Origin of the sequence: Nocardioides luti (genome assembly GCF_014212315.1) — a bacterium.
GTDB classification, from domain to species: domain Bacteria; phylum Actinomycetota; class Actinomycetes; order Propionibacteriales; family Nocardioidaceae; genus Nocardioides; species Nocardioides luti.
In genome coordinates, this window is sequence record NZ_JACKXE010000001.1 from 2752836 (window position 1) to 2776970 (window position 24135).

Genomic DNA, 24135 nt, shown 5'->3' on the forward strand with positions numbered 1-24135 from the left:
TCACGCGGGACGGCGGCCCCGGCGATCGCTGATGCCACCCATCCGCGGGGCCTCCGGGCTCGCCGTGGCGGGTAGGTTCGGGAGCAGACCACGAGGGAGACCCACATGACGACCGTCAGCGGCACGATGGCCACCGACCGACCCGAGCGCTACGCCAAGCAGCTCGTCAGCCACTGGAGCAAGCGCGGCCCGGTGAGCGAGGAGGACGGCGCAACCGTCCAGCGCTGGGACACCGGCCAGGTGCTCGTGCTGCGCCCGCACGACGGCTCGCTCGAGGTCCAGGTGACCGTGCCCGAGGGCGACGACGCCGCCCGGTTCGCGCAGGTCGTCAAGGAGCACCTCGAGCGGTTCGGCCAGCGCGACGAGCTCGACGTCGTCTGGCACGTCTGAGCCGTATCTGGGCCCGTCCGGGCCCACGCGCCCCGGGTGCCCCACGCGCCCCGCGTCTTGAGAAACCTTCCCTACAGTCGGGGGACCGCGGGATCCACCGACGTCGGGACCACCGACGCCGTTTCGGGGTGAACGACTCCCACGCCGCCGGTCCGGCGGCCCTCTGGACTCCATGCCCCTGCGCACCGCGCCACCCGCCACCCTGTCCGCCTTCCAGCCCGCCACCCCCGCACCGGCCATCGAGCCGGTCGCGCCGCACCGGCCGCGGCTCGCGACCGTCGTACGACGCGTGGGCCTGAGCCTGCTGATCGCCTGCGTCATCCCGGCCGCGCTGTTCTACGGCGTGTTCGCGGTGGCCGGCGTGTGGACGGCGATCGTGGTCGCGCTGGCGTGGTCGTACGGCGCGATCGGCTGGCGCGCGCTGACCGGTCGGCGCACGTCGGGCCTGCTGCTCCTGACCGCGCTGCTGCTGACCGTGCGGACCGGGATCGCGATGCTGACCGACAGCACCTGGCTGTACTTCCTCCAGCCGGTCATCACCGACGGCGTCGTCTCGACGCTCTTCCTGCTCTCGCTGGTGAGCGCGCGGCCGATGGTGGCCCGGCTGGCCGGCGACTTCTACCCGATGGACCACGAGCTCGCGCTGCGGCCGCGCATCCAGCGGCTGTTCCGCAACCTGACCGTGCTGTGGGCGCTGCTCGGGCTCGCGAAGGCCACGATGACGCTCTGGCTGCTGCAGTCGACGTCGATGTCGACCTTCATCCTGGTGAAGAGCATCTCCGCGCTCACCATCAACATGGTCGCGGCCGCCGCGACGATCGCGCTGGCGGCGTACGTCGCCCGCCAGGAGGGCCTGCTCGGGCACGCCCCGGCGGCGCTGTAGCGAGGGTCGCGGCCCCCGCAGGGCATGATGCCCGGGTGAGCGTCGACCTGCACTACGTGTGGTTCGGCCTCGGGCTGTCCGCGTTGACCGGGCTCACCCTGGCCGTCGGCCGGTGGGCCCGGATCGGGCTGGGCTGGTTCCCGCTGTGGGCGATCGTCCGCGCGGTCGTCCAGCTGACGGTGATCGCGCTGGTGCTGCGCGGGATCCTCGCGGTGCCGTGGACCGTGGTCGCCTTCGTGGTGCTGATGCTGAGCACCGCGTCGTGGACCGCGATGGGGCGTCTCAAGGAGCTCCACCGCGGCCGCCGCACCGCCGTCGCGGGCGTGCTCACCGGCGCGCTCACCACGATCGTGGTGATCTTCGTCCTGCACCTGGTGGACTTCCAGGTGCGGTACGTCGTCGCCGTCGGCGGCATCATCATCGGCAACTCCATGTCCGCGGCGACGCTCGCCGGCCGCAACTTCCTGCGCGGCTCCCGCGCCCGCAAGGACGAGGTCGAGGCCTGGCTGTCGCTGGGTGCGACCCCGAGCCGGGCGCACGAGGAGATCGGCCGCGAGGCGGTCCGCGAGTCCCTCCTGCCCAACCTCGACCAGACCAAGTCGACCGGCCTCGTCACGCTGCCCGGGGCGTTCGTCGGCGCGCTCTTCGGCGGGGCCAGCCCCGCCACCGCGGCCCAGTTCCAGCTGGTCGTGCTCGCCGGCATCGCGCTGACCATGACCATCACGGGCGTCGTCGTGACCCGGCTCGCCGGCCGGACGCCGTACGTCGTGTCCGCCGACGCCTGACCGGCGAGTCGGCGCGTCTGCAGGCACGGGAGGTGCCGAGTCGGCGCGTCTGCAGATCGGCCGTCTGCAGATGCGCCGACTCGAGGCCCTGGGCGTCTGCAGATGCGCCGACTCGGCCCCGACCTAGGCTCACGGCATGGCCCTCCTCCACCACGCGACCCTCACCCCCTCCAAGCGCGACCTGATGGCCGCCTGGCTGGCGACGCGGGACTGGTGCCCGGACCCGGACGTCACGGTCGTGGCGTCGTACCGCTTCGACGACCCGGCCGGCGAGGTCGGCATCGAGGCGGCCGTGCTGCGGACGCCGGACGGGACGCTGCTGCACGTGCCGCTGACCTACCGCGGCGCGCCGCTCGAGGGCGCGGACGCGCACCTCGCGGGGACGATGGAGCACTCGGTTCTCGGGGCGCGCTGGGTGTACGACGCGTGCGGCGACCCGGTCGGCATGGCCGCGCTGGCGACCGCGGTGCTGACGGGCGGGTCGGAGGCCGAGCAGTACTTCGAGGAGGACGGGCGGCGCGAGGTCCGCGAGCCCAGCATGACGGTCCGGGGGAGCGGGTCCGACGAGCCGAGCGACGCATCGAGCCCGGCCGCGGACGCCGTCGAGCCCCACGACGACGGCGGCGTCACGACCATCCGAGTGGATGCGCGGGAGGTCCTCGTCGCCCGCGTCCTCGGCACCGACCTCACCGCCGGTGGGCCCGTCGACGGGACCCTCACCGGCCGGTGGGACGGCCAGGAGCCGGTCACCCTCGCCGCCGTTCGCCACCTGCCCACCACCTGACCGGCACCGGTCCGGGCACGGTGATGCCGCGCGCGCCGTCGCCGCGCACGGCCGCGTGGTGCAGGGTGTGCAGGTGACCGACGCGCATGACCCCGCAGCCTGGCTGCTCAGCAAGGACGAACGCGGCAACCCCAGCACCCGCCTCGACGACCACCTCCCGGGCGACACCGCCTGGTCCGAGGGCAACCTGGTCCGTCCGCTGGTCCACGGGGCGACGTACTTCGCCGAGCTCTACGAGCGCCTCCAGGCGACGCGCAAGGGCGACCTCGTCTTCTTCACCGACTGGCAGGGCGACTTCGACGAGCGGCTCACCGACGATCCCGACAGCGAGGTCGGCGAGGTGCTGGCCCGCGCGGACGAGCGCGGCGTCGACGTCCGCGGCCTCGTGTGGCGCTCCCACTCGGCCGCGATGGGCTTCACCTCGGAGCAGAACCGGCACCTCGGCGAGCGGCTCCAGGCCCGCGGCGCCGAGGCGCTGCTCGACATGCGCGTGCGCAGCGGCGGCTCGCACCACCAGAAGATGGTGATGATCCGCCACCTCGGCGAGCCCGAGCGGGACATCGCCTACGTCGGCGGCATCGACCTGTGCCACTCCCGCCGCGACGACGCCGACCACGGCGGCGACCCGCAGGCGATGGAGCTCGCGAGCGAGTACGGCCCCACCCCGCCCTGGCACGACATGCAGGCCGCGATCACCGGCCCCGCGGTGTACGACGTGGAGACGGTGTTCCGCGAGCGCTGGGAGGACCCGACGCCGCTGAGCCGGAGCCCGCTGCGCTGGGCCAAGGACAAGCTGACCGGGATCGACCTCGACCCCGACCCGATGCCCGAGCAGCAGCCCCCGCCCCCGCCCGTCGAGGGCGGCACGCACGCCGTCCAGCTGCTGCGCACCTACCCCGACCTGCGGCTCAACCGCGACTACCCGTTCGCCAACGGCGGCGAGCGCAGCGTGGCGCGCGGCTACACGAAGGCGCTGGAGAAGGCGCGCCGGATCATCTACGTCGAGGACCAGTACCTCTGGGGCAAGCACGTCGGCAAGGTCTTCACCGACTCGCTGCGCCAGCACGCCGACCTCCGGGTCGTCGCCGTCGTACCCCTCCACCCCGACGTCGAGGGCGCCTTCTCGCGCACGCCCCAGCTGGTCGGCCGCGCCCGCGCGATGCGGGAGATGGCGGACGCCGCGCCCGGCCGGGTCGGGATCTACGGGCTCGAGAACCACGCCGGCACGCCGGTCTACGTGCACGCCAAGACCTGCGTCATCGACGACGCGTGGACCACGATCGGCTCCGACAACTTCAACCGGCGCTCGTGGACCCACGACTCCGAGCTGTCCGCGGTCGTCATCGACCGCAGCCAGGAGGTGCCGAACTACGCGCTGCGGCACCGGCTCACGCTGGCCGCCGAGCACCTCGACCGCGCGGTCACGCCGGAGACGCTGCTCGACGTGATGGCCGACTGCGTCGACCCGCACGGCATGTTCGAGGCGTACGCCGACTGCGCGGCGCGGCTGGACGCCTGGCACGCCGGCGGGCGCGAGGGGTCACGTCCGGCCGGGCGGCTCCGGCAGCTGGCGATCCCGGACCCCGGGCCGGTCGCGCGGTTCCTGTCGCTGCCGATGTACCTCACGCTCCACGACCCCGACGGCCGACCGCGCTCGCTGCGCCGCAAGGACGCCTTCTAGGACTCGAGCCCGTCGGGCCGGACGTGCAGGTCGCCCGCGGCCGCGCTCGCCGGCAGGGTCGCCAGCAGCTCGGGCGTGAAGGCGGCGTCGACGAGCACGAAGACGACCTTGGCCACGGTGTCGCCGCGGTTGGCCCACGCGTGGTCGGTGCCGCGCTGGACGACGACGTCGCCGGCGCGCAGGGTGACCTCGGAGTCGTCGAGGACGAGCGTGATCTCGCCCTCGAGCACGATCCCGTAGTCCACCGACGCGGTCCGGTGCACGGGCGACTGCAGGCCCGCCTCGTTCAGGTGGCCGGGCGCGAACTCGTTGACCCGGATCTTCGTCCCCAGCGGGGGCGGCGGCACCGCCAGCTCGCGCTCGGTCGGGTCGACCTCCTCGACGGCCGAGAGCGGGGCCGGGGCGCCGCTGGTGTTCCAGATCTCGTGGAAGGCCACGCCGTCCTGCGGGATCTGCCGGCTGACCGGCACCGGCCCGTCGGAGACGACGACCGAGACGCCCTCGGGCGAGTGGCCGGTGACGACGCGGCGGGGAACGGACGTGCGCTCGGTGCTCATGGCCCGAGCCTCGCGCGCGTCCGCGCGTGCGGACAAGGGGCGGGGGCATCGGTGGCCGGGATGCCTGCCATGCACGGGGTGGTCGTCCGCGGGGACCCGATCGCCTCGTGTGCCTGAGGACGCGCCCCGGCGCGTGCTCAGGCACACGGCGCGGGTGGGGGCGGGTGGGGGCGGGTCGGCCCGGGCGGCGAGTTCGCGCAGGCCTCCCCGACGGTTCACCCGGCGCATGCCGTGGCGTCGTACGCCGTCGCTTGGCTCGCGGCATGACCTCTCGGACGATCACCCGTCATGCCCGCCTCGTCGCGGCCACGCTCGCCGCGACCCTCGCCGGCTCCACCCTGCTCGTCGCCACCACGGCGACGAGCGCGGACGCCGCCCGCCCCCACCAGGCCGATGCGCCGCTCCAGCAGGTCGACCGGCCGCTGGTCTTCGGCCACCGCGGCGCCCCGGGCTACCGGCCCGAGCACACGCTCGCGTCGTACCGCCTGGCCATCCAGCTCGGCGCCGACTACATCGAGCCCGACCTCGTCCCGACCAAGGACGGCGTGCTCGTCGCGCGCCACGAGAACGACATCACCGGCACCACCGACGTCGCCGACCACCCGGAGTTCGCGGACCGGCGGACCACCAAGACGATCGACGGCAAGCCGATCACCGGCTGGTTCACCGAGGACTTCACGCTCGCCGAGCTGAAGACGCTGCGGGCCAAGGAGCGGCTGCCGCAGGTGCGGCCGGGCAACACGCGGTACGACGGGCGCTTCGAGGTCCCGACCTTCGCCGAGGTCCTCCAGCTCGTGCAGGACGAGGAGCGGCGCACCGGACGCACCATCGGAGTCGCGCCGGAGACCAAGCACCCGACGTACTTCGACTCGATCGGGCTCTCGCCCGAGGAGCCGATGCTCCGCACGCTGCGGCAGTTCCACCTCGACCGGAAGCGCTCGGCGGTGCTGATCCAGTCCTTCGAGGTGTCGAACCTCCAGCAGCTGAACCGGATGACCGACCTCCCGCTCGAGCAGCTGACCGACGCGACGGGCGGGCCGTACGACTCGACCGCCGCCGGCCGCCCGGTGACCTACGCCGACATGGTGAAGCCGGCCGGCCTCGCGAGGATCGCGGCGTACGCCGACTGGCTCGGGCCCAACAAGGACCAGGTGCTCCCGCGCGACCCCGCGACCGGTGCCACGGGAGCGCCGAGCCCCGTGGTCGCCGACGCGCACCGCGCCGGGCTGCGGGTCGTGGTGTTCACGCTGCGCGACGAGAACCAGTTCATGGCGACGAACTTCCGCCGCGGCACCGACCCGAACGCCAAGGGCGACATCCACGCCGAGGTCACGGCCTTCCTCGACGCCGGGGTGGACGCGCTCTTCGCGGACTACGCCGACTCGGCCGTGGACGCCCGGGACGACTGGCTGGGCTGAGCGCGCTTGTCGCCTGCTTGACGTCTGGCGGGATGGGAATGCAATATATTGCATGCCCATCCCGCAGGACGCGCCCGCGCTCGACCGCTCGCTGCTGCGCGACGACGTGTTCCGCCGGCTCCGCGACGCGATCGTCGACGGCACGCTGGCGCCGGGGGAGCAGCTGCGCGACATCGAGCTGGCGACCTGGCTCGGCGTGAGCCGTACGCCGGTCCGCGAGGCCCTGCTGCGGCTCGGCGAGGCCGGGCTCGTCGCGGCCAGTCCCGGCCGGTCGACCGTGGTGACCGGGCTCGACCTGCGCGCGGTCCGCGACGCCCGCGACGTGGTCGCCGCGATGCACGAGGTCGCGGTCCGCGAGGCGGTGGCGCGGCTGACCGCGGCCGACGTCCGGGCCATGAAGGCCGCGAACCGCCGCTTCCGCGACGCCCTGCGGGCCGGCGACGCCGAGGCGGCCCTGGCCGCGGACGACGAGCTCCACGGCGTACCCGTCCGGGTCGCCGGCAACCGTGCCGTCGAGATCGTGCTCGACCAGTTCACCCCCGTCCTGCGCCGTGCGGAGCGGCTGCGCTTCTCGACGCTGACCGGGCGGGGCTCGATCGCCCTGCACGACCGGCTGATCGCCTTCTGCGAGACCGGTGACGCCGATGCGGCGGCCGGCGTCGCGTTCGCCACCTGGCACTCGCTCGACCCCGCCGACCCGGCGGACCCCGCCACCCCGACCCCCGGAGACCCCGCATGAGCCTCGACGACTTCCCGCGCTACCCGCTGACGTTCGGCCCCAGCCCGGTGCACCCGCTCGAGCGTCTGAGCCGGCACCTCGGCGGCGCTGCGGTCTGGGCCAAGCGCGAGGACGTGAGCTCGGGGCTGGCGTACGGCGGCAACAAGACCCGCAAGCTGGAGTACCTCGTCCCCGACGCGATCGCCTCGGGCGCCGACACCCTGGTGAGTATCGGCGGCTACCAGTCGAACCACACCCGGCAGGTGGCTGCGGTCGCGGCGAGGATCGGCATGCAGTGCGTGCTCGTCCAGGAGAACTGGGTCGACTGGCCGGACTCCGTCAACGACCGGGTCGGCAACATCATGCTGAGCCGGATCATGGGCGCCGAGGTGCGGCTCGACCCCGCCGGCTTCGGTATCGGCTTCAAGGACTCCTGGAAGCAGGCGCTCGAGGACGTCGAGGCACGGGGCGGGACGCCGTACGCCATCCCGGCCGGCGCGTCGGACCACCGCCTCGGTGGCCTCGGCTTCGCGGGCTGGGCGCGCGAGGTCGAGCAGCAGGAGCGCGAGCTCGGCGTCTTCTTCGACACGATCGTCGTCTGCTCGGTGACCGGCTCGACGCACGCCGGCATGATCGCGGGCTTCGCCGCGCTCGAGGACGCCGGCGGCCGGCCGCGCCGGGTGATCGGCATCGACGCCAGCGCGAAGATCGACGAGACCCGCGCGCAGGTCGAGCGGATCGCCCGGCGTACGGCGGAGCTGATCGGCCTCGAGCGCGCCCTGCGCGACGACGAGATCACCGTGCTGGAGGGCTGGGCGGGGGACCTCTACGGCATCCCGGTCGAGTCCACGATGGACGCGATCCGGCTGAGCGGCCGGCTCGAGGGGATGATCATCGACCCGGTCTACGAGGGGAAGTCGATGGCCGGGCTGATCGACCTGGTCCAGGACGGGACCATCGCGCCCGACTCCACGGTGCTCTACGCCCACCTGGGCGGGCAGCCCGCGATCAACGCGTACAGCGCCCTCTTCCGCTGAGAAGGCTCGAGTCGGCGCATCTGCAGACGTGAGGGGTGCCGAGTCGGCGCATCTGCAGACGTGAGAGGTGCCGAGTCGGCGCATCTGCAGACGCACGATCTGCAGATGCGCCGACTCGACGGTCCTGGGACCTGCAGACGCGCCGACTCGACCGGGGGCGGGGAGTCAGGAGCCGATCGTGTCCAGCACATGCAGGTCCTCGTCGTCGAGGGACAGCCGGTCGGCGGCCATGTTCTCCTCGAGGTGCGCGACCGAGGAGGTGCCGGGGATCAGCAGGATGTTCGGGGAGCGCTGGAGCAGCCAGGCCAGGGCGACCTGCATCGGGGTGGCGCCGTGCTTGGCGGCCACCTGGTCGACGGTGGACTCCTGCAGCGGGCTGAAGCCGCCGAGCGGGAAGAACGGCACGTAGAAGATGCCCTGCTCGTTCAGTGAGTCGATGAAGGCGTCGTCGCGGCGCTGGGCGAGGTTGTACTCGTTCTGCACGCACGCCACCGGCGCGATCTGCTGCAGCTCCTCGACCTCGGAGGCGTCCACGTTGCTGAGGCCCAGGTCTCCGATGAGGCCCTGCGAGCGCAGGTCGGCGAGGACCGTCCACTGCTCGGCCATCGAGCCCTCGTGGCCGTCCATCTTCCGCAGGTTGACCGCACCGAGGCGCTCGACCGCGAGCCGTCCCAGGTTGTCGTGGACTGCCTGCCTGATCTCGTCGGGGGAGAACGCCGGCAGCCAGGCGCCGGTGTCGTCGCGGCGGGCGCCGACCTTGGTGACCAGCACCAGCTCCGACGGGTAGGGGTGGAGGGTCTCGCGGATCAGGTCGTTGGTGACGTACGGGCCGTAGTAGTCGCTGGTGTCGATGTGGTCCACGCCGAGCTCGATCGCCCGCTCGAGGACGCGGGCGGCCTCGGCCGGGTCGGCCGGGGGACCGAAGATGTGGGGGCCGCTGAGCCGCATCGCGCCGTAGCCGATGCGCTTGACGTCGGAGAGTCGCTTCATGCCTCCAGCCTGCCCGTCGCGGCGTCGCGAACCAACCCGGAGTGCGCTCTAGGCTGGCCGCATGAGCGCTGTTCCCCTGCAGACGCGGGCGACGTCCCACGTCACTTGCACCGTCGTGGACGGCGTCGCCCAGGTGCGGCTCGACCGCCCCGACAAGCTGAACGCCCTCACCCTCGACCTCCTCGACGACCTGGTGGCGACCGCCCGTGCGCTGCGCCGGGACCGCACGCTGCGGGCCGTCGTCATCGCCGGCGAGGGCGACGCCTTCTGCGCGGGACTCGACTTCGCGTCGGTGATGCGGCAGCCCGCGCGGATCGCGGCGGCGTTCGTGCCGCGGCCCTGGCGCGGGACCAACACCTTCCAGGAGGCCTGCTGGGCCTGGCGCCGGATCCCCGTGCCGGTCGTCGCGGCCGTGCACGGGCACTGCCTCGGCGGCGGGCTGCAGATCGCGCTCGCCGCCGACTTCCGCTTCGCGACGCCCGACTCGCGATGGTCGGTGCTCGAGGGCAAGTGGGGGATCATCCCCGACATGTCGGGCATCCGCAGCCTGGCGCAGCTCGTGGGCATCGACGTCGCCAAGCGGCTGACGATGACCGCCGAGGTGGTCACCGGGGCGCAGGCGCTCGAGCTCGGCCTGCTCACCGGCCTCGACGACGACCCGCTGGCGGCCGCCGCCGCCCTGGTCGAGCAGCTCAAGCTGCGCTCGCCCGACCAGCTCGCGGCCGCCAAGCGGCTCTTCGACGACACCTGGACGGCGAGCCCCCGGCGTACCTTCGCGCGCGAGCGCCTCGAGCAGGCCTTCCTCCTCGCGGCCCGCAACACCAAGGTCGCCCGCGAGGCGGCCGCACGGAAGGTGGCGCCGGAGTTCGGTCCCCGGGGCCGATGAGGTTCCAGCGTTCCCTCGCCCTGCTGGGCGTCGCGTTCCTGTGGTGGGCGCTCGGGCCGTGGGTGCCCCTCGTGCTGCTGGTCGCGCTCGTGGTGCCGTACACCCGGCGCTGGATCTGGTGGTGGCTCGACCCCACCTGGAAGGTCGCCGGCATCTGGGCCGCCACCGTGCTCGCACTCGTCGGGCTGGTGGTGCTCGTGCCCGACGGCTGGCTGCCGATCCCGCCGGGGCCGGGCGCCTGGGTGACGCAGGGGTACGTCGGGCGGCCGGCCGTCGCGCAGCCGGTCCGGATGACGCTGCCGCAGCACCCGGGCCTGGCCCCGGCCGGGCAGAGCTCGATGCACGACGACCCGTGGGCGAGCGACGCCTACGCGTGGGCCGGCCCGCTGGGGGAGTCGCCCGAGGTCGACACGTCCTGGTTCGGGCTCGAGGAGTGCGCGACGCTGGCCGTCGACGGCGAGGGCCGGCTGGTCGGGCTGTGCGGCGACCTCCACGGACCGACGCTGCACGTCATCGACCCGGACTCGATGCGGCCGGTGGCGACCAAGGACCTGCCGGACCGGTCGGCGGCCGGCTCGGACACGGCGTCCTGGAAGCCGTGGGAGGACCTCTGCGCCGGCGCCTACTTCTACCTCGACGACCGGGACCAGGCCGTCGTCGCCACCACCGACCGGCACGTGCTGGTCGTCTCGACGCACGACTCCGAGGGCGACCCGGACCTGACCACGCAGGCGAGCTACGACCTGACCTCGGTGGTGCCGCGGAGCGACTGCCTGCTCGCGCTGATGCCGGACTGGGACGGCACGATCTGGTGGGTCACGCAGGACGGCCGGGTCGGCACGATCGACCCTGGCTCGGGCGACACCACGGTGCTCGACCTCGACGAGGAGGTCGCGAACTCGATCGCGGTCGACGCGGGCGGCGGGGTGTACGTCGTCACGACCGAGGCGACCTACCGGATCACCCGCGGGCGCACCGGCCCGCCCCGGGTGACTTGGCGGACGGCGTACGACCGCGGCTCGGAGGAGAAGTCCGGCCAGCTGAGCCAGGGCAGCGGCACCACGCCGACCCTGCTGCCCGGCGGCCTGCTCGCGATCACCGACAACGCGGACCCGCGGATGCACGTGGTGTTCCTCCGGCGCGAGGACGGTGCCGAGGTCTGCCGCGCCGCCGTCTTCGGCGACGACGAGAGCGCGACGGAGAACTCGCTGGTGTCCGTCGGCGGCGGGGGCGTCGTCGTCGAGAACAACCACGGGTACGACGGCCCGCTCAGCACCGTGCTCGGCCGGACCACCGACGCGGGGCTGGCGCGCGTCGACGTGGTCGGCAGCACGTGCCGCGTCGCCTGGACCGCGGACGTCGCGGCCCCGTCCTCGGTCGCGAAGGTGTCGCTGGCGAACGGCCTGCTCTACGCCTACACCAAGGAGCACAGCTGGTGGCTGGCCGACGCGTGGTACGTGTCCGCCTTCGACGTCCGCACCGGCCGCCGGGTCTTCGCCGTCCGCACCGGCACCGGCCTGCTGCGCAACAACCACTACGCCGCGATCACGATCACCCCCGACAGCTCGTTGTACGTCGCCACGCTCGGCGGGCTGGTGCGGGTGCGGGACCGCGGGGTGGGGTGAGAGCGGCTCTGCCGCCGGCCGGTCGGTCGCTTCATCACGGGATGCAGTCGGAGTGGTGCTTCCCACGGTGAGCTCGCCGTGGGAACCCACGCTTCGCCTGCATCCCGTGATGAAGCAGCGGCTCAGGGGAAGCGGATGCCCGTCACCCGCTCGGACAGCTCCCACAGCCGCCGCTGCGCGTCCTCGTCGTACGACGCCCTGCTGCTGGTGACCACCTGGGGCAGGCCGGCCATCTCGCCGAGGCCGCCGGGTCCGCAGTACGTCGCCCCCGGGAGGTCGGCCGTCGCCGCCATCAGGGTCGGCCAGGCGCCCATCGCGGCCGGCTGCGAGACCGCCTTCACGGCCGCGTCGAGGATCGTGGCGCGGCTCCCACGGGCCCGGCCGTACTGCCCGTTCGCGGCCAGGTGCGTCCCCGCGAAGCCCGGGTGCGCGGCCAGCGCCTTGAGCGGGAGGCCCGCACGGCGGGCGCGGCGGTCCAGCTCGTAGGTGAGGAGCAGGTTCGCCAGCTTGGTCTCGCCGTAGGTCGCCCAGCGCCGGTGCCGCCGCCCGCGTCCGCGCCCGCCGGTGTCGCGCGGGTCGTCGAGCGGGGCGCGGCGCGCGATCCGGTGGAACTGCGACGAGACGGCGACGACGCGGGTGTCCCGGGTGTCGCCGGCCTTGTCACCGGCCTCGCCGCCCGCGAGGAGCTGCGGCAGCAGCAGCCCGGTCAGCAGGAACGGCCCGTAGTGGTTGGTCGCGAGCTGCTGCTCGAGGCCGTCGGGCGTGCGGTGGTACGCCGTCCCCATGACGCCGGCGTTGTTGACGAGCACGTGGATCGGTCCCAGGCGCGCGGCGTCGTCGGCGGCGCGGCGCACCGAGCCCAGGTCGGCCAGGTCGACGACGAGCCGTTCGAGGGCCGCCCCCGGGACCTGCTCGCGGATCGCGGTGGCCGCCTCGGCGAGCTTGGCCGGCGTACGACCAGCGAGGACGACGCGGGCACCCTTCCGGGCCAGCTCGAGCGCGGTCGTGTGGCCGATGCCCCCGACCGACGGGCCGGTCACGACGACCGTGCGGCCGGTCTGGTCGGGGAGGTCGGCGAGGTGCCAGTGGCCGTCGGTCACGGCGTGGTCGCGAGGTTCGCGAGCACCCGCTCGCCGAGCGCCTCGTCACCCTCGACGCGCACGGTGCCCGGGGCGGCGCAGCGGCCACCGGCCAGGCAGATGAAGGACTCGCGGTCCATCGCGAGGCGGACGGTGGGGTCGGCCGGCGCCCGGGGCAGCCGCTCGCCGCGGCCGGCGTCGTTGACGGCGTACGCCGCGGGCTCGCTGCCCTCGACCTCGAGGACCGCCGTCGTACCGGCGGGCGCACCGACCCTCTTGGCGAGCACGAAGCCCAGGCTCTCGGCGAGGTAGTCGGCCACGTGCTTCGCCGCCGGGGTGTCGAGCCCGCCCGGGCGACCGATCGCCCGGCGTACGTCCTGCTCGTGCATCCAGACGTCGAGCGGACGGTTGCGCAGCAGCGTGCCCCAGCTCCACGGCACCCCGCCGAAGATGGTCTCCGGCCTGGCGCTCGCGTCGGTGGGCGGGTCGGCCAGCAGCGCGGTGTGGCGCCGCGTGGCGGCCTCGCGGATCTCGTTGATGATCTCGTCGGGGGTGCGCTCGCGGCGGGCGACGACGCCCTGCTCCGTGTAGAGCCCCATCAGCCCGGTCACGTGCGCCGGCTGCCCCACGTCGACGGTCTCCTCGGGCGCGCCGGCGAGGATGCCCTCGAGGTGCGCGATGTGAGCGGCCACCGCCTGCACGTCCCAGCCGGCGAGGTCGGTCGGCGTCGACCACTGCTCGGCGGGGATCTTCTCGAGGAGCCCGGTGAAGTCGTTGATCGCCTGCCACCAGACGTCGACGTACCCCGCGAGCAGCTGCTGGTCGGTGGTGCCCTGGTCGCCCTCGTCGCTCATGCGCGGCAGCGTACTGGCCGGTGGCGCCGGCAGGAGGCGACCCCGGCGCGAGCTGGTGTCATGGAACTGGCGCTGGTGTCATGGAATTCCATGACAGGAGCGCCAGTTTCACCGGGTACCCGGTGAAACTGCCCCCCTCACACCACCCGCGGCGGCCCCGCCTCGATCCGCCGCCGCACGTCGTCGAGCGAGTCGGTGCGCCAGTGGAACGCGTCCACCCACCAGGTCGCGCCGACCTCGGCGTACCCCAACGGGCGCTCGTCGGCCGGCCCGTCGGAGCGCGCCCAGACCAGCGCGTCGAAGGGGACGGCCTCCTGCGGCGTCCCGGCCCGGGCCTCGCGGATCACGGCCAGGCAGGCGGCGTACTCCTCGGGCGTCGGCACGTGGAACTCCTTCCACAGGGGCACGACGCCTTCGTACCGCGCCGCGCGCAGCAGCGGCTTGCGGTTCGGCCACCACCCGGCGACCCAGAACGGGATCCGGTCCTGCACCGTCGTGTCGTGCAGGACCGCGCCGTCGAGGCGGTACGCCGTGCCCTCGTGGTCGATCGGTCCGTCCTCCTCGAGAAGCCGCCGCACGATCTCGAGCGACTCGTCGAGCACCGCCGCCCGGTGCTTCGCGGGGGTCGGGTCGCCGACCGGCGCGAAGTCGACGTCGTCGCCGTTGCCGATGCCGAGCACCAGCCGCCCGCCGGACAGCTGGTCGAGGCTGGCGAGCTCGCGCGCGACCTTCCACGGCCGGCGCCGGGCCAGCGGCGTCACGAGCGTTCCGAACCGGACCCGGCTGGTCGCCAGCGCGATCGCGGTCAGCGCCACGGTCGTGTCCGCGCCACCTCGCCCGAGCGGGTCCCAGAGCAGGTGGTCCCAGATGAAGAAGCCGTCCCAGCCGGCCTCCTCGGCGGACCGCGCCAGCTCACCCACCGTCCGCGCGTCGAAGTCGCCGAACGTCGGCAGGCACACGGCTGTCCTGAGCGGGGTCGTCATGCCTGCACCCTAGGTCGGGCGGCGGACGACGCCCGCCCGGATGCCGAACCCCGTCGGCCGCACGCCCACCCCGGACGGACAATGGCGTCATGACCGCCCGCGTCCGCGCCCCCGAGCTCGTCGGCCGGGGCTGGCTCAACACCGACGGCCCGATCGCGCTGCGTGACCTGCGCGGCCGCTTCGTGCTGCTCGACTTCTGGACGTTCTGCTGCATCAACTGCCTGCACGTCCTCGACGAGCTGCGCCCCGTCGAGGAGAAGTACGCCGACGAGCTGGTCGCCATCGGCGTGCACTCGCCCAAGTTCGTCCACGAGGCGGACCCGGTCGCCCTGGCCCAGGCCGTCGAGCGCTACTCCGTCCACCACCCCGTCCTCGACGACCCCGAGCTGGTGACCTGGCAGGCCTACACCGCCCGCGCCTGGCCGACCCTGGTGCTGGTCGACCCGGAGGGCTACGTCGTGGGGCAGTACGCCGGGGAGGGCCACGCGCACGCGATCGACGCGCTGCTCGCCGAGCTGGTCCCGCAGCACCGCGAGCGCGGGACGCTCCAGCCCGGCGACTCGCCGTACGTCCCTCCCGTCGTGGAGCCCACCGACCTCCGCTTCCCCGCCACGGCGGTCGCGCTCCCGGGCGGCGGCACGCTCGTCGCCGACGCCGGCCACGACGAGGTCGTCGAGCTCGACGCCGACGGTGCGGTGGTCCGCCGCTTCACCGGCTTCCGCGAGCCGAACGGCCTGTGCCTGCTGCCCGACGACGTCGCCGCCGAGGTGGGGTACGACGTGGTCGTCGCCGACACCGTGCACCACCAGCTCCGCGGCATCGCGCTCGGGACCGGTGAGGTGTCGGTGCTGGCGGGCGACGGCGGCCAGTGGTTCCAGGGCGACGGCACCAGCCGCCTCTCGAGCCCGTGGGACGTCGCCTGGTGGCAGGACCGCGTCTGGGTCGCGATGGCCGGCATCCACCAGCTGTGGACCCTCGACCCGCGCACCGGCGACCTCACGGTCGTCGCCGGCACCACCAACGAGGGCCTGCTCGACGGTCCGGCGGAGGAGGCGTGGTTCGCCCAGACCTCCGGCTTCGCCCCCGACGGCGACCGGCTCTGGATCGCCGACAGCGAGACCTCGTCCCTGCGCTGGGTGCAGGTCGACAGCGACGGCGACGGTGACGGGGACGGGCCCACTGTCCACACCGCCGTCGGCTCCGGGCTCTTCGACTTCGGCTTCCGTGACGGTCCGGCCGAACAGGCGCTGCTGCAGCACCCGCTCGGCGTGACGGTGCTGCCGGACCACAGCGTCGCGGTCTGCGACACCTACAACGGCGCCGTCCGCCGCTTCGACCCCGCCACGGCCACCATGACGACCCTGGCGACCGACCTGGCCGAGCCGAGCGGGGCCTACGTCGACGGGACGCACCTGGTCGTCGTCGAGTCCGGTGCGCACCGCCTGACCCGGGTCGCCCTGGGTGCCGCCGCCACCGTCACCGACGGGTTCGCGCACAGCACCCGGCGCCCGGTCACCGAGGTGGGCGCCACGGTCGAGCTGGTGGTGGCCTTCGAGCCGCCGCCCGGCCAGAAGGTCGACGACCGCTTCGGCCCGCCCTCCCAGCTGGTCGTCTCGGCGACGCCTGCCTCGCTGATCCGCGACGGTGACGGCCGCGGCACCGCCCTCACGCGGACGCTCGTGCTCGACCCGCAGGTCGGGGAGGGCGTGCTGCACGTCGCGGCCCGGGCCGCGTCGTGCGACGTCGAGGGCGGCGAGGGCGCGGCCTGCCGGATGCACCAGCAGGACTGGGGTGTCCCGGTCCGGATCGGCGAGGACGGCGACGTCACGCTGCTGCTGCCGCTGGGCACCGCGGGCTGAGGACCGCTCAGCGGCAGCCGTTCCGGGTGCCCGGCGTGACCTCGCCCGTCCTCGACGCGTAGCCGGCGGAGTCGCCGTCGGCCGAGGCGCAGATCGTCATCGCGCCGGCGCCGTCGACGCCGTACTGGATCGTGAAGCCGTCCGCCTGGTCGATGCCGACGACCTGCTGGTACTCCGGAGACCCGGGCTTCGGGTACTTCCCGTTGGCCGTCTTGTACGCCTCGAGGTTCTTCGACAGCAGCGTCACGACGGGGATGGCCTCGTTCATCGAGACACCCTCCGAGCTCGCCGAGGGGCGTGCCGACGAGGGGTCCGCCGAAGCGGCCGACGAGACGGGGCCGGTCGCGGCGGCGTCGGGCTCGTCGCCCGAGCCGCAGCCGGCGAGAACGAGCGATCCGACCAGGGCGAGCACGGCAGCACGGTGGGTCAGGCGCATCAGGATCTCCCGAGGGGGCGGCGTACGGACGTCAGGTGTGGTTGCTGCCCGCCGCCCCCCGTCCCCAAACGTGGTGCGGGAGGTCACGCCGGTGACGATGCGAGGCCCGTGCGGGATCACCCGTAGACTGGAGGAAGCCAGTGGCCGTCCGGGTTTCCCGGTCCGGCCGCTTCCTTCTTCGAAGCCCGGTGAGGTGCGCGGACAGTCCCGCGCAGGACCAGAGATCGGGTGACTGAGACCGCGTCTCGCAAGGCTCGCCGGATCCGCACCTCTGTGGCTCCGCGCCGGACGCAACCACCCTGATCGAAAGTTGCGTCGCATGTCCGCGCCTGCCCTCGAACGACCCTCCGACTCCGCCGCCTCCGTCTTCACCCAGCTCCCCGTCGAGCTGATCGACGCGCTCGGCGTCCAGGGGATCCACACCCCCACCGCCGTCCAGGCGGCCGTCATCCCCGACGGCCTCGCCGGCCACGACGTCCTGGGCCGTGCCCAGACCGGCTCCGGCAAGACCCTCGCCTTCGGCATCCCCGTGCTCGCCCGGCTCGCCGGCGAGAAGAGCCGCCCGGGCCACCCGCGCGCGGTCATCGTGGTCCCCACCCGCGAGCTCGCCCAGCAGCTGAGCCGCGCGCTCACCCCGCTCGCCACCTCGCTCAAGCTGCGCCTCGCGACGATCTACGGCGGCACGCCGTACGACCGCCAGGTCCGCGCCCTCAAGAACCGCGCCGACGTCGTCGTCGCCACCCCGGGCCGCCTCGAGGACCTCATCAAGCAGGGCCACTGCGCCGTCGACGACGTGCAGGTGACCGTGCTCGACGAGGCCGACCACCTGTGCGACCTCGGGTTCTACCCCGCCATCGACAAGCTGGTCGGCATGACGCCAGCCGGCAGCCAGCGGATGCTGCTCTCGGCCACGCTCGACGGTGACGTCGACCGCCTGGTCCGCAAGCACCTGCGCTCGCCGAAGGTGCACCAGCTCGACCCCAACGCCGGTGCCGTCTCGACGATGACGCACCACACGATGGTCGTCGGCGGCTTCCGCGACAAGGTCGACGCGGCCGTTCGGCTGATCTCGGCCAACGGCAGCGCGGTCGTCTTCACCCGCACCCGCGAGGGCGCCGTCGAGCTGTCCGAGGCGCTCACCGCCGCGGGCGTCGAGGCCGTCGACCTGCACGGCAACCTGAGCCAGCGGGTGCGCGAGCGCAACCTGCACAAGTTCTCCTCCGGCAAGGTCCGCGCCGTCGTCGCGACCGACGTCGCCGCCCGCGGCATCCACGTCGACAACGTCGACCTGGTCATCCACTTCGACGCCGCCAGCGACGCCAAGGCCTACCTGCACCGCTCGGGCCGTACGGCGCGCGCCGGCAAGGACGGCTGCGTCATCACGATCACGACCCCGAAGTTCGTCGACCAGGTCGTCCGCCTGCAGCGCGGCGCCAAGGTCGAGGTCCTGCACCACGACCTCCGCACCGCCCCGCGCGTGCTGACCGCCGAGGCGCTCGCCGAGACCGGCTCCAGCACCCCGCCGCGCTCGTCCGGCCCCCGCACCGGCGGCTCCGCGCCGCGGTCGTACGGCGGCGGCTCGGGTGGCGGCTACCGCGGCGGTGCCGGCGGCGGCTCGCGCCGGCCCGAGGGTCGCGGCGACTCCCGCGGTGACTCGCGGGGCGGCTCGTCGCGCGGTCGCACCGGCGGGTCGTCGTACGGCCGCTGAGTCTCGCCCGGGACCCGCTGGTGTCATGGAACTGGCGCTGGTGGTGCGGAGTTCCGTGCCAGGAGCGCCAGTTTCACCGGGTACCCGGTGAAACCGCCGCCCCTCACCCCAGCGCCAGCTTCACCGCGATGAGCAGCATCACGACGCCGATCACCACGTCCAGCACCTGCCACGCGCGGGGCCGGGCGAGCACGCGGTGCGCCAGGCGCGCGCCGTAGCCCAGCCCGGTGAACCACACGATGCTCGCGACACAGGCGCCCAGCGCGAACCACCACCGGCCCGAGGGTCCCTGGTGGTTCGCGACGGAGCCGAGCAGCAGCACCGTGTCGAGGTAGACGTGCGGGTTCAGCCAGGTCAGGGCCACGGCCCTCGCGGCGGCAGTACGCCGGGAGGTCGGAGCCCGGCCGCCCGCAGCGGCCAGCGCCTCGGCCCGGCGGGCGCGTAGCAGCGAGCTGACGCCGTACCACCCGAGGAACGCGACGCCGAACCACCGCACCAGGGTCAGTGCCCACGGTGCCTGCTCGACGATCGTCCCGATCCCGGCCACGCCGGCGATGATCAGCAGCAGGTCGGACACCGCGCAGATCGCGACCACGAGCCCGACGTGCTCGCGGGCGAGCCCCTGCCGCAGGACGTAGGCGTTCTGCGCCCCGATCGCGACGATCAGGGACAGGCCGGTCAGCAGGCCGGCGGCGGCGGAGTCGATCACGGGGACCACGCTAGGGCCGCGGCGAGATGAAGCCCAGCGAATGATTCTGATGAACCATTAGCATCGCTTCATGGACCTCGCGCCCGCCCAGCTCGCCGCGCTGGTCGCGATCGCCGACCACGGGACCTTCGAGGCGGCGGCCCGCCACCTGCACGTCACGCCGTCAGCTGTCAGCCAGCGGATCCGCGCGCTCGAGTCCGCGGTCGGCCAGGTGGTCGTCCAGCGCTCGTCCCCCTGCCGGCCCACCGCTGCCGGGCAGACCCTGTTGCGGCTGGCGCGCCAGACCCAGCTGCTGCTCGACGAGGTCGAGGACGCCCTGGACCCGCAGCACCGCTCGCACGTCGACCTGCCGGTCGCCGTCAACGCCGACTCCCTGGCCACGTGGTTCCGCGACGTCCTCACCGCCGTCGCCGGGTGGCCGGACGTCGCGCTCCGCCTGCACGTGGAGGACCAGGCCTGGTCGTCCGGCCTGCTCCGCAGCGGTGACGTCCTCGCGGCCGTCACCTCCGACCCCGTGGCCGTCCAGGGCTGCTCGGTGGAGCGGCTCGGGACCCTGCGCTACGTCCCCGCGGCGACGCCGGCCCTGATCGAGCGCTGGCGCCGGGGCCGGGGCGTCGACTGGGCAGCGATGCCGCTCGTCGTCTTCAACGAGAAGGACGCCCTGCAGCACGACGTGCTCCGCGCCCACGGGGTGACCGAGGCGCCGCTGACCCACCGGGTCCCGACGTCCGCTGACTTCCTCGAGGCGGTCCGGCGTGGGCTCGGCTGGGGTGCCGTCCCCGAGCCCCAGCTCGCACCGGCCGTCGCCGAGGGCGTGCTGGCCCCGCTCACCGCCCGCGGCCACGTCGACGTCGCGCTGCACTGGCAGCGCTGGCGCCTCGACTCACCCGCGCTGGCGCGCCTCACCGACGGCGTACGCCGGGCCGCCGCCGCACACCTGCGCCGCTGAGCGACGCCCCGACCGCGCCAGGCCGTCAGGGCGTCAGGGCGTCGCCGACGGGGTCGCCGACGCCGGCGCCGCGCTCGGGGACTCCGTCGGGGTCGCCGAGGGCGACTCCGTGGGCGTCGCCGACGGCGACTCGGTGGGCGTCGGCGAGGACGACGGCGAGGTCGGCACCGTCTCGGTCGGGGTGGCGCTCGGCGTCACCGACTCGGACGGCGTGGCGCTCGGGGACTCGGTCGGGGTCACCGAGCCGCTGGGCGACTCGGTGGGCGACGGCGACGCCGAGGGATCGGCGCCCGGGTCGAGCGGGGTGGCGGCCTCGTCGTCCTGGATGATCTGCGTGATCTGCTGCTGGTAGTCCTCGAGGATGCCCTGCAGCTCCGACAGCGGCACCGACGTGATGTTCTGCGCGAACACCGCCAGGTCCTCCCAGACCGCCTGCAGCGCCGCCATGCCGGCGTCGCTGAGCGGACCGTCGAGCGTGATGACCAGCTGGCTCGCGAGCGCGTAGGTCAGGCAGGCGACGCAGTTGTACGTCGCCGACGTGGCGAGGTTCTGCGGCACGATCACGTCCGCGTCGTTCATCACGAGCACCACCTGGAAGCTGACCGCGACCGCGGCGCAGCCCGTGCAGCTCGCGGCGGCGACGGCCTCGTTGGTGTTCGTCACCGTGTCGCCGTCCGCCCAGACCAGGGCGAAGGCGACGTCGTAGGCGACCGTGCCGTCGGTCGTGTTGACCGCGAGCGCCTGGGTGTCGCCCTCCTCGGGCGGCAGCGGCTGGTCGAACGGGAAGACCCACGAGCCCGGGTCGCCGGACGGCGGCGGTGCGGGCGCGGTGCTGCCGTCGCTGGGTGCGTCGGTCGGCGACGCGCTCGGGTCCTCGGTCAGCACCGCGCCGGGCGAGTCGCTGGGCGACTCGCTGGGCAGCGCGCTCGGCGAGGAGCTGGGGGAGGTGCTGGGGTCCACGACCGGGGTCGGCGCCGTCTCGGTCGTGCCGCCAGCCGTCGGGTGCGGGACCATGATCAGCGCGAGGCCCGGGTCGTCCTTGGTGGGCATCGGGCTGCCGGCCGGCCACGCCGACTGGATCGTGCCCTCGGAGCCCTCGCGGAGCCCCTCGGTGGCCGGGGCGGAGCGGGCCAGCGGAAGTGCCTGGCCGAGCGTGCCACGCTCGTACGCCGCGATCGGCCGGTAGGTGTCGCCGCGGGGCCACCAGGCCCAGCCGAGGCCGGCCACGAGGGCGATCGCGAGCAGGCCGGCGATGCCGCGGCGCACGGGCTTGCCCTCGGTGCGGGCGAGCACCGAGGTGACGCCCTGCCGCACCAGGCGGGTGAGGATGTAGGCGATGCCGGCGATCGGCAGCACCAGGCAGACGATCGCGAGCAGGCGGGCCATCACCATGACGACGTCGCCCTCGCCGAAGGCCGACGTCAGCGCCGCCTTCTGCTCGAGGAGGCTGACCCACGCGGTCGCGATCATCCGCGGCAGCGTGAGCACCATCGTCACCAGCGAGAACGCCAGCATGGGCACGACGAGCAGCACCCAGATCGTGACGACGGCACGGGCCCACGGCTTGAGGATGCTGACCTCGGGGTCGTGCCAGCGCCACGGGAGCAGGCCGAGCAGCGTCGGCTTGATGCGGTGGTAGAGGTCGGGTACGCCGGTCAGGTCGGCCAGCACGTGGTAGCCGTCGAACCGGATGATCGGCGTGAGCTGGCGCAGGATCTGCAGGATCTGGGTCGCGACGACGAGCAGCAGCGCGTCGTACCCGCTGAGCAGCCAGGCGCCGACGATGCCGACCGCGACGATCGCGTTGAAATAGAGCCCACCCAGGTCCGTGCGCAGCCGCCCCACCCGGCCGAGGCGGTAGGAGTCGGTCACGTCGGTGTAGAACGCCGGCCAGAAGAGGTAGAGGCCGGCACCCATCGCCCCGGGTGTGGAGCCGCCGCGGCGGGCCGCGGCCGCGTGGCCGAACTCGTGGAAGCCCGCGGACAGCACGGTCACCACGAAGATCAGCAGCAGCAGCCCGGGCTTGTGGAAGGCCTCGTGGGTCGCGGACGCCAGGCCCTTGTGGAGCAGGAGCCACCAGGTGATGTAGAGGAAGGCGGCCGTCACCACCGTGACCAGCACCGGGTTGAAGAGCCGCGCGAACGGGTCGGTCAGCCGCTGGGTCTTCACCGGGTCGGTCACCGTGACGCGGTGGCGCAGCCCCAGCAGCGGGTTGGACTTCTTGAGCTCGGGCTCGGAGCCGTCACCCTTCAGCAGGACCCCGAGCGGACGCAGCTTGCCGTCGACCAGGGTCTCGATGTTCTCGGCCGAGACCAGGCGCCCGAACCTCTGGCTCACCTGCTCGGCGATCTCCTCGTGCGTACGCCGTCCGTCCACCGCGTCCAGGACGAGGTAGAGCAGCGGCGTCAGCTGGATCATCTGGCCGTCGCCGCGGCGGACGAGGGCGGGCGGGGTGCGGTAGCCGGAGCCCTGCATCTCGCCGATCAGCTGCAGCCCCTCGGCCCGGACGGGGACGTCGGGGGAGGGGGTGGCCGGACGCGGCGGCGCGGAGGCACCGCCGCGTCCCTCGGGACCCTGCGGTCCCTGGGGTGGGGAGGAGATCGTCACCGCGGACTACGGCTGGCTGATGGTGGAGTCCTGACCGGCGTCGGCGGAGGCGTCGCCGTCGATGGTCTGGTTGATGATGGCCGTCTGCTGGGCCACCGCGACGGCGTCGCTGTCGACCGAGCCGATGTTGGCCGACACGGCCGCGTCGATCGGGGCGGCGACGTTCGCGTTGGCCGCGACCGCACCGTTGATCGGGGCCGTGACGTCGGCGTCGGCCGCGAGGTCGACGTTGACGTTGAGCAGGCTGCCGTCGAGCGAGCTGAGGTCGCCGGCGTCGAGACCGCCGGTGGCACCGCCGACCGCGTCGGTGACGCCGCCGACCGCACCCGTGGCGCCGTCGACCGCACCGGTCGCACCGTCCACGGCACCGGTCGCGCCGTCGACGACGCCGCCCGTCCCGCCCGCGGCGTCGGTGACGCCGCCCACGGTGCCCGCGGTGTCGCCCACGGCGCCGGTGGCCCCGTCGACGGCACCGGTGACCGCGCCGGTGGGCGCGGAGCCCGCAGCGTCGGTCGGGGTGGCGCCGTCGCCCGCGACGGTGGTGGTGCCGTCGGCGGCCGTGGTCTCGACCGGCGCGCCGGCCGGGTCGATCGGGCCGGTGGAGGCGCCGGGGGCGTCGGCCCCGACCGGCGACGTGGCGTCGGTCGGACCCGTGAGGTCGCCGGGCGCCGTCGTGTCGGTCGGCGCGGGCGCGGCCTCGGGGGCGGTGGTGCCCTGCAGCACGGTGTCGTTGTCGACCGGGGTGCCCTCGATGGGGGCGGTCCCGTCCACGGGCGTCGCGCCGTCGACCGGCGGGGTGCCGTCGGTGGGCGCGGCGTCGACGGGGGCGGCGTCGACGGGCGCGTCGCCCTGGTCGATGACGCTGGCCTGGTCGGAGACGGCGCTGGCGTCGCCCACGATGCCCTGGTTGAGCAGGACGCCCTGGTCGGCCAGCGAGGTGCTCGTCGAGCCCTCGGAGAGGATGTTGGCGCCGACGGCGGCGTCGATGGGGGCCGCGACGTTGGCGTTGGCGGCGACCGCGAGGTCGATGGGGGCGGCGACGGCGAGGCCGAGGTCGAGGTCGGCGTTGAGGTCGAGGATCGACACGACCTCCTTGTCGGGGAGGGCGGTGCCGCCCTGCTCGGTGAGCTCGGCGTCCGAGAGCGGCTGGAGGTTCGATGCGTCGTTCATGGATGGTCCAGTTCCGGCCCCGGCCCC

Annotated in this window: 22 protein-coding genes; 13 read left to right on the forward strand and 9 right to left on the reverse strand. The window is 73.9% G+C overall.

Features of this window, described 5'->3' with window-relative positions; genetic code table 11:
* Window positions 1–105 precede the first annotated feature (105 nt).
* From H5V45_RS13050 to H5V45_RS13070, 5 genes are all read left to right on the forward strand, one after another.
* On the forward strand, window positions 106–390 hold the full coding sequence (locus tag H5V45_RS13050) for a DUF2218 domain-containing protein (protein WP_185253329.1): 285 nt from the start codon (window positions 106–108) through the stop codon (window positions 388–390).
* 172 nt (window positions 391–562) lie between these two features.
* Window positions 563–1273 carry a VC0807 family protein gene (locus H5V45_RS13055; RefSeq protein ID WP_185253330.1) on the forward strand — a complete coding sequence of 237 codons (711 nt, stop codon included), beginning with the start codon at window positions 563–565 and terminating at the stop codon, window positions 1271–1273.
* Window positions 1274–1308: 35 nt separating this feature from the next.
* Entirely contained in the window at window positions 1309–2058 is a 750-nt protein-coding gene (locus tag H5V45_RS13060) for an ABC transporter permease (RefSeq protein ID WP_343061548.1), read from the forward strand.
* Window positions 2059–2194: 136 nt separating this feature from the next.
* A complete protein-coding gene (locus H5V45_RS21910; RefSeq protein WP_185253331.1) occupies window positions 2195–2842 on the forward strand; it encodes a CG0192-related protein in 648 nt (215 codons plus the stop codon).
* A gap of 73 nt (window positions 2843–2915) precedes the next feature.
* The gene (locus H5V45_RS13070; protein WP_185253332.1) at window positions 2916–4523 is read left to right on the forward strand and encodes a phospholipase D-like domain-containing protein; all 1608 of its coding nucleotides are present in this window, start codon (window positions 2916–2918) and stop codon (window positions 4521–4523) included.
* Here the strand turns inward: H5V45_RS13070 and H5V45_RS13075 are convergent.
* Complete coding sequence (locus H5V45_RS13075; RefSeq protein ID WP_185253333.1) at window positions 4520–5080, reverse strand: cupin domain-containing protein; 561 nt, start codon at window positions 5078–5080, stop codon at window positions 4520–4522. The genes H5V45_RS13070 and H5V45_RS13075 overlap by 4 nt on opposite strands.
* A gap of 263 nt (window positions 5081–5343) precedes the next feature.
* Between H5V45_RS13075 and H5V45_RS13080 the strand changes: the two genes are divergently transcribed.
* From H5V45_RS13080 to H5V45_RS13090, 3 genes are read left to right on the forward strand one after another with little or no spacing between them, the layout of a single operon-like run.
* Complete coding sequence (locus tag H5V45_RS13080) at window positions 5344–6498, forward strand: glycerophosphodiester phosphodiesterase (RefSeq protein ID WP_185253334.1); 1155 nt, start codon at window positions 5344–5346, stop codon at window positions 6496–6498.
* 52 nt (window positions 6499–6550) lie between these two features.
* Window positions 6551–7237 carry a GntR family transcriptional regulator gene (locus H5V45_RS13085; RefSeq protein ID WP_185253335.1) on the forward strand — a complete coding sequence of 229 codons (687 nt, stop codon included), beginning with the start codon at window positions 6551–6553 and terminating at the stop codon, window positions 7235–7237.
* The gene (locus H5V45_RS13090) at window positions 7234–8253 is read left to right on the forward strand and encodes a 1-aminocyclopropane-1-carboxylate deaminase (RefSeq protein WP_185253336.1); all 1020 of its coding nucleotides are present in this window, start codon (window positions 7234–7236) and stop codon (window positions 8251–8253) included. Before H5V45_RS13085 ends, H5V45_RS13090 begins: the two co-directional genes overlap by 4 nt.
* 165 nt (window positions 8254–8418) lie before the next feature.
* Here H5V45_RS13090 and H5V45_RS13095 read toward each other — a convergent pair whose 3' ends face one another.
* A complete protein-coding gene (locus H5V45_RS13095) occupies window positions 8419–9243 on the reverse strand; it encodes an oxidoreductase (RefSeq protein WP_185253337.1) in 825 nt (274 codons plus the stop codon).
* A gap of 61 nt (window positions 9244–9304) precedes the next feature.
* Between H5V45_RS13095 and H5V45_RS13100 the strand changes: the two genes are divergently transcribed.
* Both H5V45_RS13100 and H5V45_RS13105 read left to right on the forward strand, forming a co-directional pair.
* The gene (locus H5V45_RS13100) at window positions 9305–10129 is read left to right on the forward strand and encodes a crotonase/enoyl-CoA hydratase family protein (protein WP_185253338.1); all 825 of its coding nucleotides are present in this window, start codon (window positions 9305–9307) and stop codon (window positions 10127–10129) included.
* Entirely contained in the window at window positions 10126–11754 is a 1629-nt protein-coding gene (locus tag H5V45_RS13105; protein WP_185253339.1) for an SMP-30/gluconolactonase/LRE family protein, read from the forward strand. The genes H5V45_RS13100 and H5V45_RS13105 overlap by 4 nt, the downstream gene beginning before the upstream one ends.
* Before the next feature lie 122 nt (window positions 11755–11876).
* Here H5V45_RS13105 and H5V45_RS13110 read toward each other — a convergent pair whose 3' ends face one another.
* The 3 genes from H5V45_RS13110 to H5V45_RS13120 form a co-directional block, all read right to left on the reverse strand.
* Window positions 11877–12854: an oxidoreductase gene (locus H5V45_RS13110; protein ID WP_185253340.1), complete on the reverse strand. Its 978-nt coding sequence runs from the start codon at window positions 12852–12854 to the stop codon at window positions 11877–11879.
* Entirely contained in the window at window positions 12851–13687 is an 837-nt protein-coding gene (locus H5V45_RS13115; protein ID WP_185253341.1) for a maleylpyruvate isomerase family mycothiol-dependent enzyme, read from the reverse strand. The genes H5V45_RS13110 and H5V45_RS13115 overlap by 4 nt, the downstream gene beginning before the upstream one ends.
* Before the next feature lie 137 nt (window positions 13688–13824).
* On the reverse strand, window positions 13825–14670 hold the full coding sequence (locus H5V45_RS13120) for an LLM class flavin-dependent oxidoreductase (RefSeq protein WP_185253342.1): 846 nt from the start codon (window positions 14668–14670) through the stop codon (window positions 13825–13827).
* An 89-nt stretch (window positions 14671–14759) separates the two neighbouring features.
* On the opposite strand from H5V45_RS13120, the gene H5V45_RS13125 reads away from it, so the two are divergent.
* The gene (locus tag H5V45_RS13125) at window positions 14760–16529 is read left to right on the forward strand and encodes a thioredoxin-like domain-containing protein (protein ID WP_185253343.1); all 1770 of its coding nucleotides are present in this window, start codon (window positions 14760–14762) and stop codon (window positions 16527–16529) included.
* Window positions 16530–16536: 7 nt separating this feature from the next.
* Here H5V45_RS13125 and H5V45_RS13130 read toward each other — a convergent pair whose 3' ends face one another.
* The gene (locus tag H5V45_RS13130; RefSeq protein ID WP_185253344.1) at window positions 16537–16965 is read right to left on the reverse strand and encodes a hypothetical protein; all 429 of its coding nucleotides are present in this window, start codon (window positions 16963–16965) and stop codon (window positions 16537–16539) included.
* Between the two features lie 319 nt (window positions 16966–17284).
* Between H5V45_RS13130 and H5V45_RS13135 the strand changes: the two genes are divergently transcribed.
* Entirely contained in the window at window positions 17285–18673 is a 1389-nt protein-coding gene (locus tag H5V45_RS13135; protein ID WP_185253345.1) for a DEAD/DEAH box helicase, read from the forward strand.
* 103 nt (window positions 18674–18776) lie between these two features.
* On the opposite strand, the gene H5V45_RS13140 is transcribed toward H5V45_RS13135, so the two are convergent.
* Window positions 18777–19382 (reverse strand): LysE family transporter, encoded by a 606-nt coding sequence (locus H5V45_RS13140; protein ID WP_185253346.1) that lies wholly within the window; start codon window positions 19380–19382, stop codon window positions 18777–18779.
* Between the two features lie 70 nt (window positions 19383–19452).
* On the opposite strand from H5V45_RS13140, the gene H5V45_RS13145 reads away from it, so the two are divergent.
* Window positions 19453–20331 (forward strand): LysR family transcriptional regulator ArgP, encoded by an 879-nt coding sequence (locus H5V45_RS13145; RefSeq protein ID WP_185253347.1) that lies wholly within the window; start codon window positions 19453–19455, stop codon window positions 20329–20331.
* A 33-nt stretch (window positions 20332–20364) separates the two neighbouring features.
* On the opposite strand, the gene H5V45_RS13150 is transcribed toward H5V45_RS13145, so the two are convergent.
* Window positions 20365–22938, reverse strand: a complete 2574-nt coding sequence (locus H5V45_RS13150; RefSeq protein WP_185253348.1) for a zinc metalloprotease — start codon at window positions 22936–22938, stop codon at window positions 20365–20367.
* A gap of 6 nt (window positions 22939–22944) precedes the next feature.
* Entirely contained in the window at window positions 22945–24108 is a 1164-nt protein-coding gene (locus tag H5V45_RS21560) for a hypothetical protein (RefSeq protein ID WP_221634004.1), read from the reverse strand.
* Window positions 24109–24135: the final 27 nt, after the last annotated feature.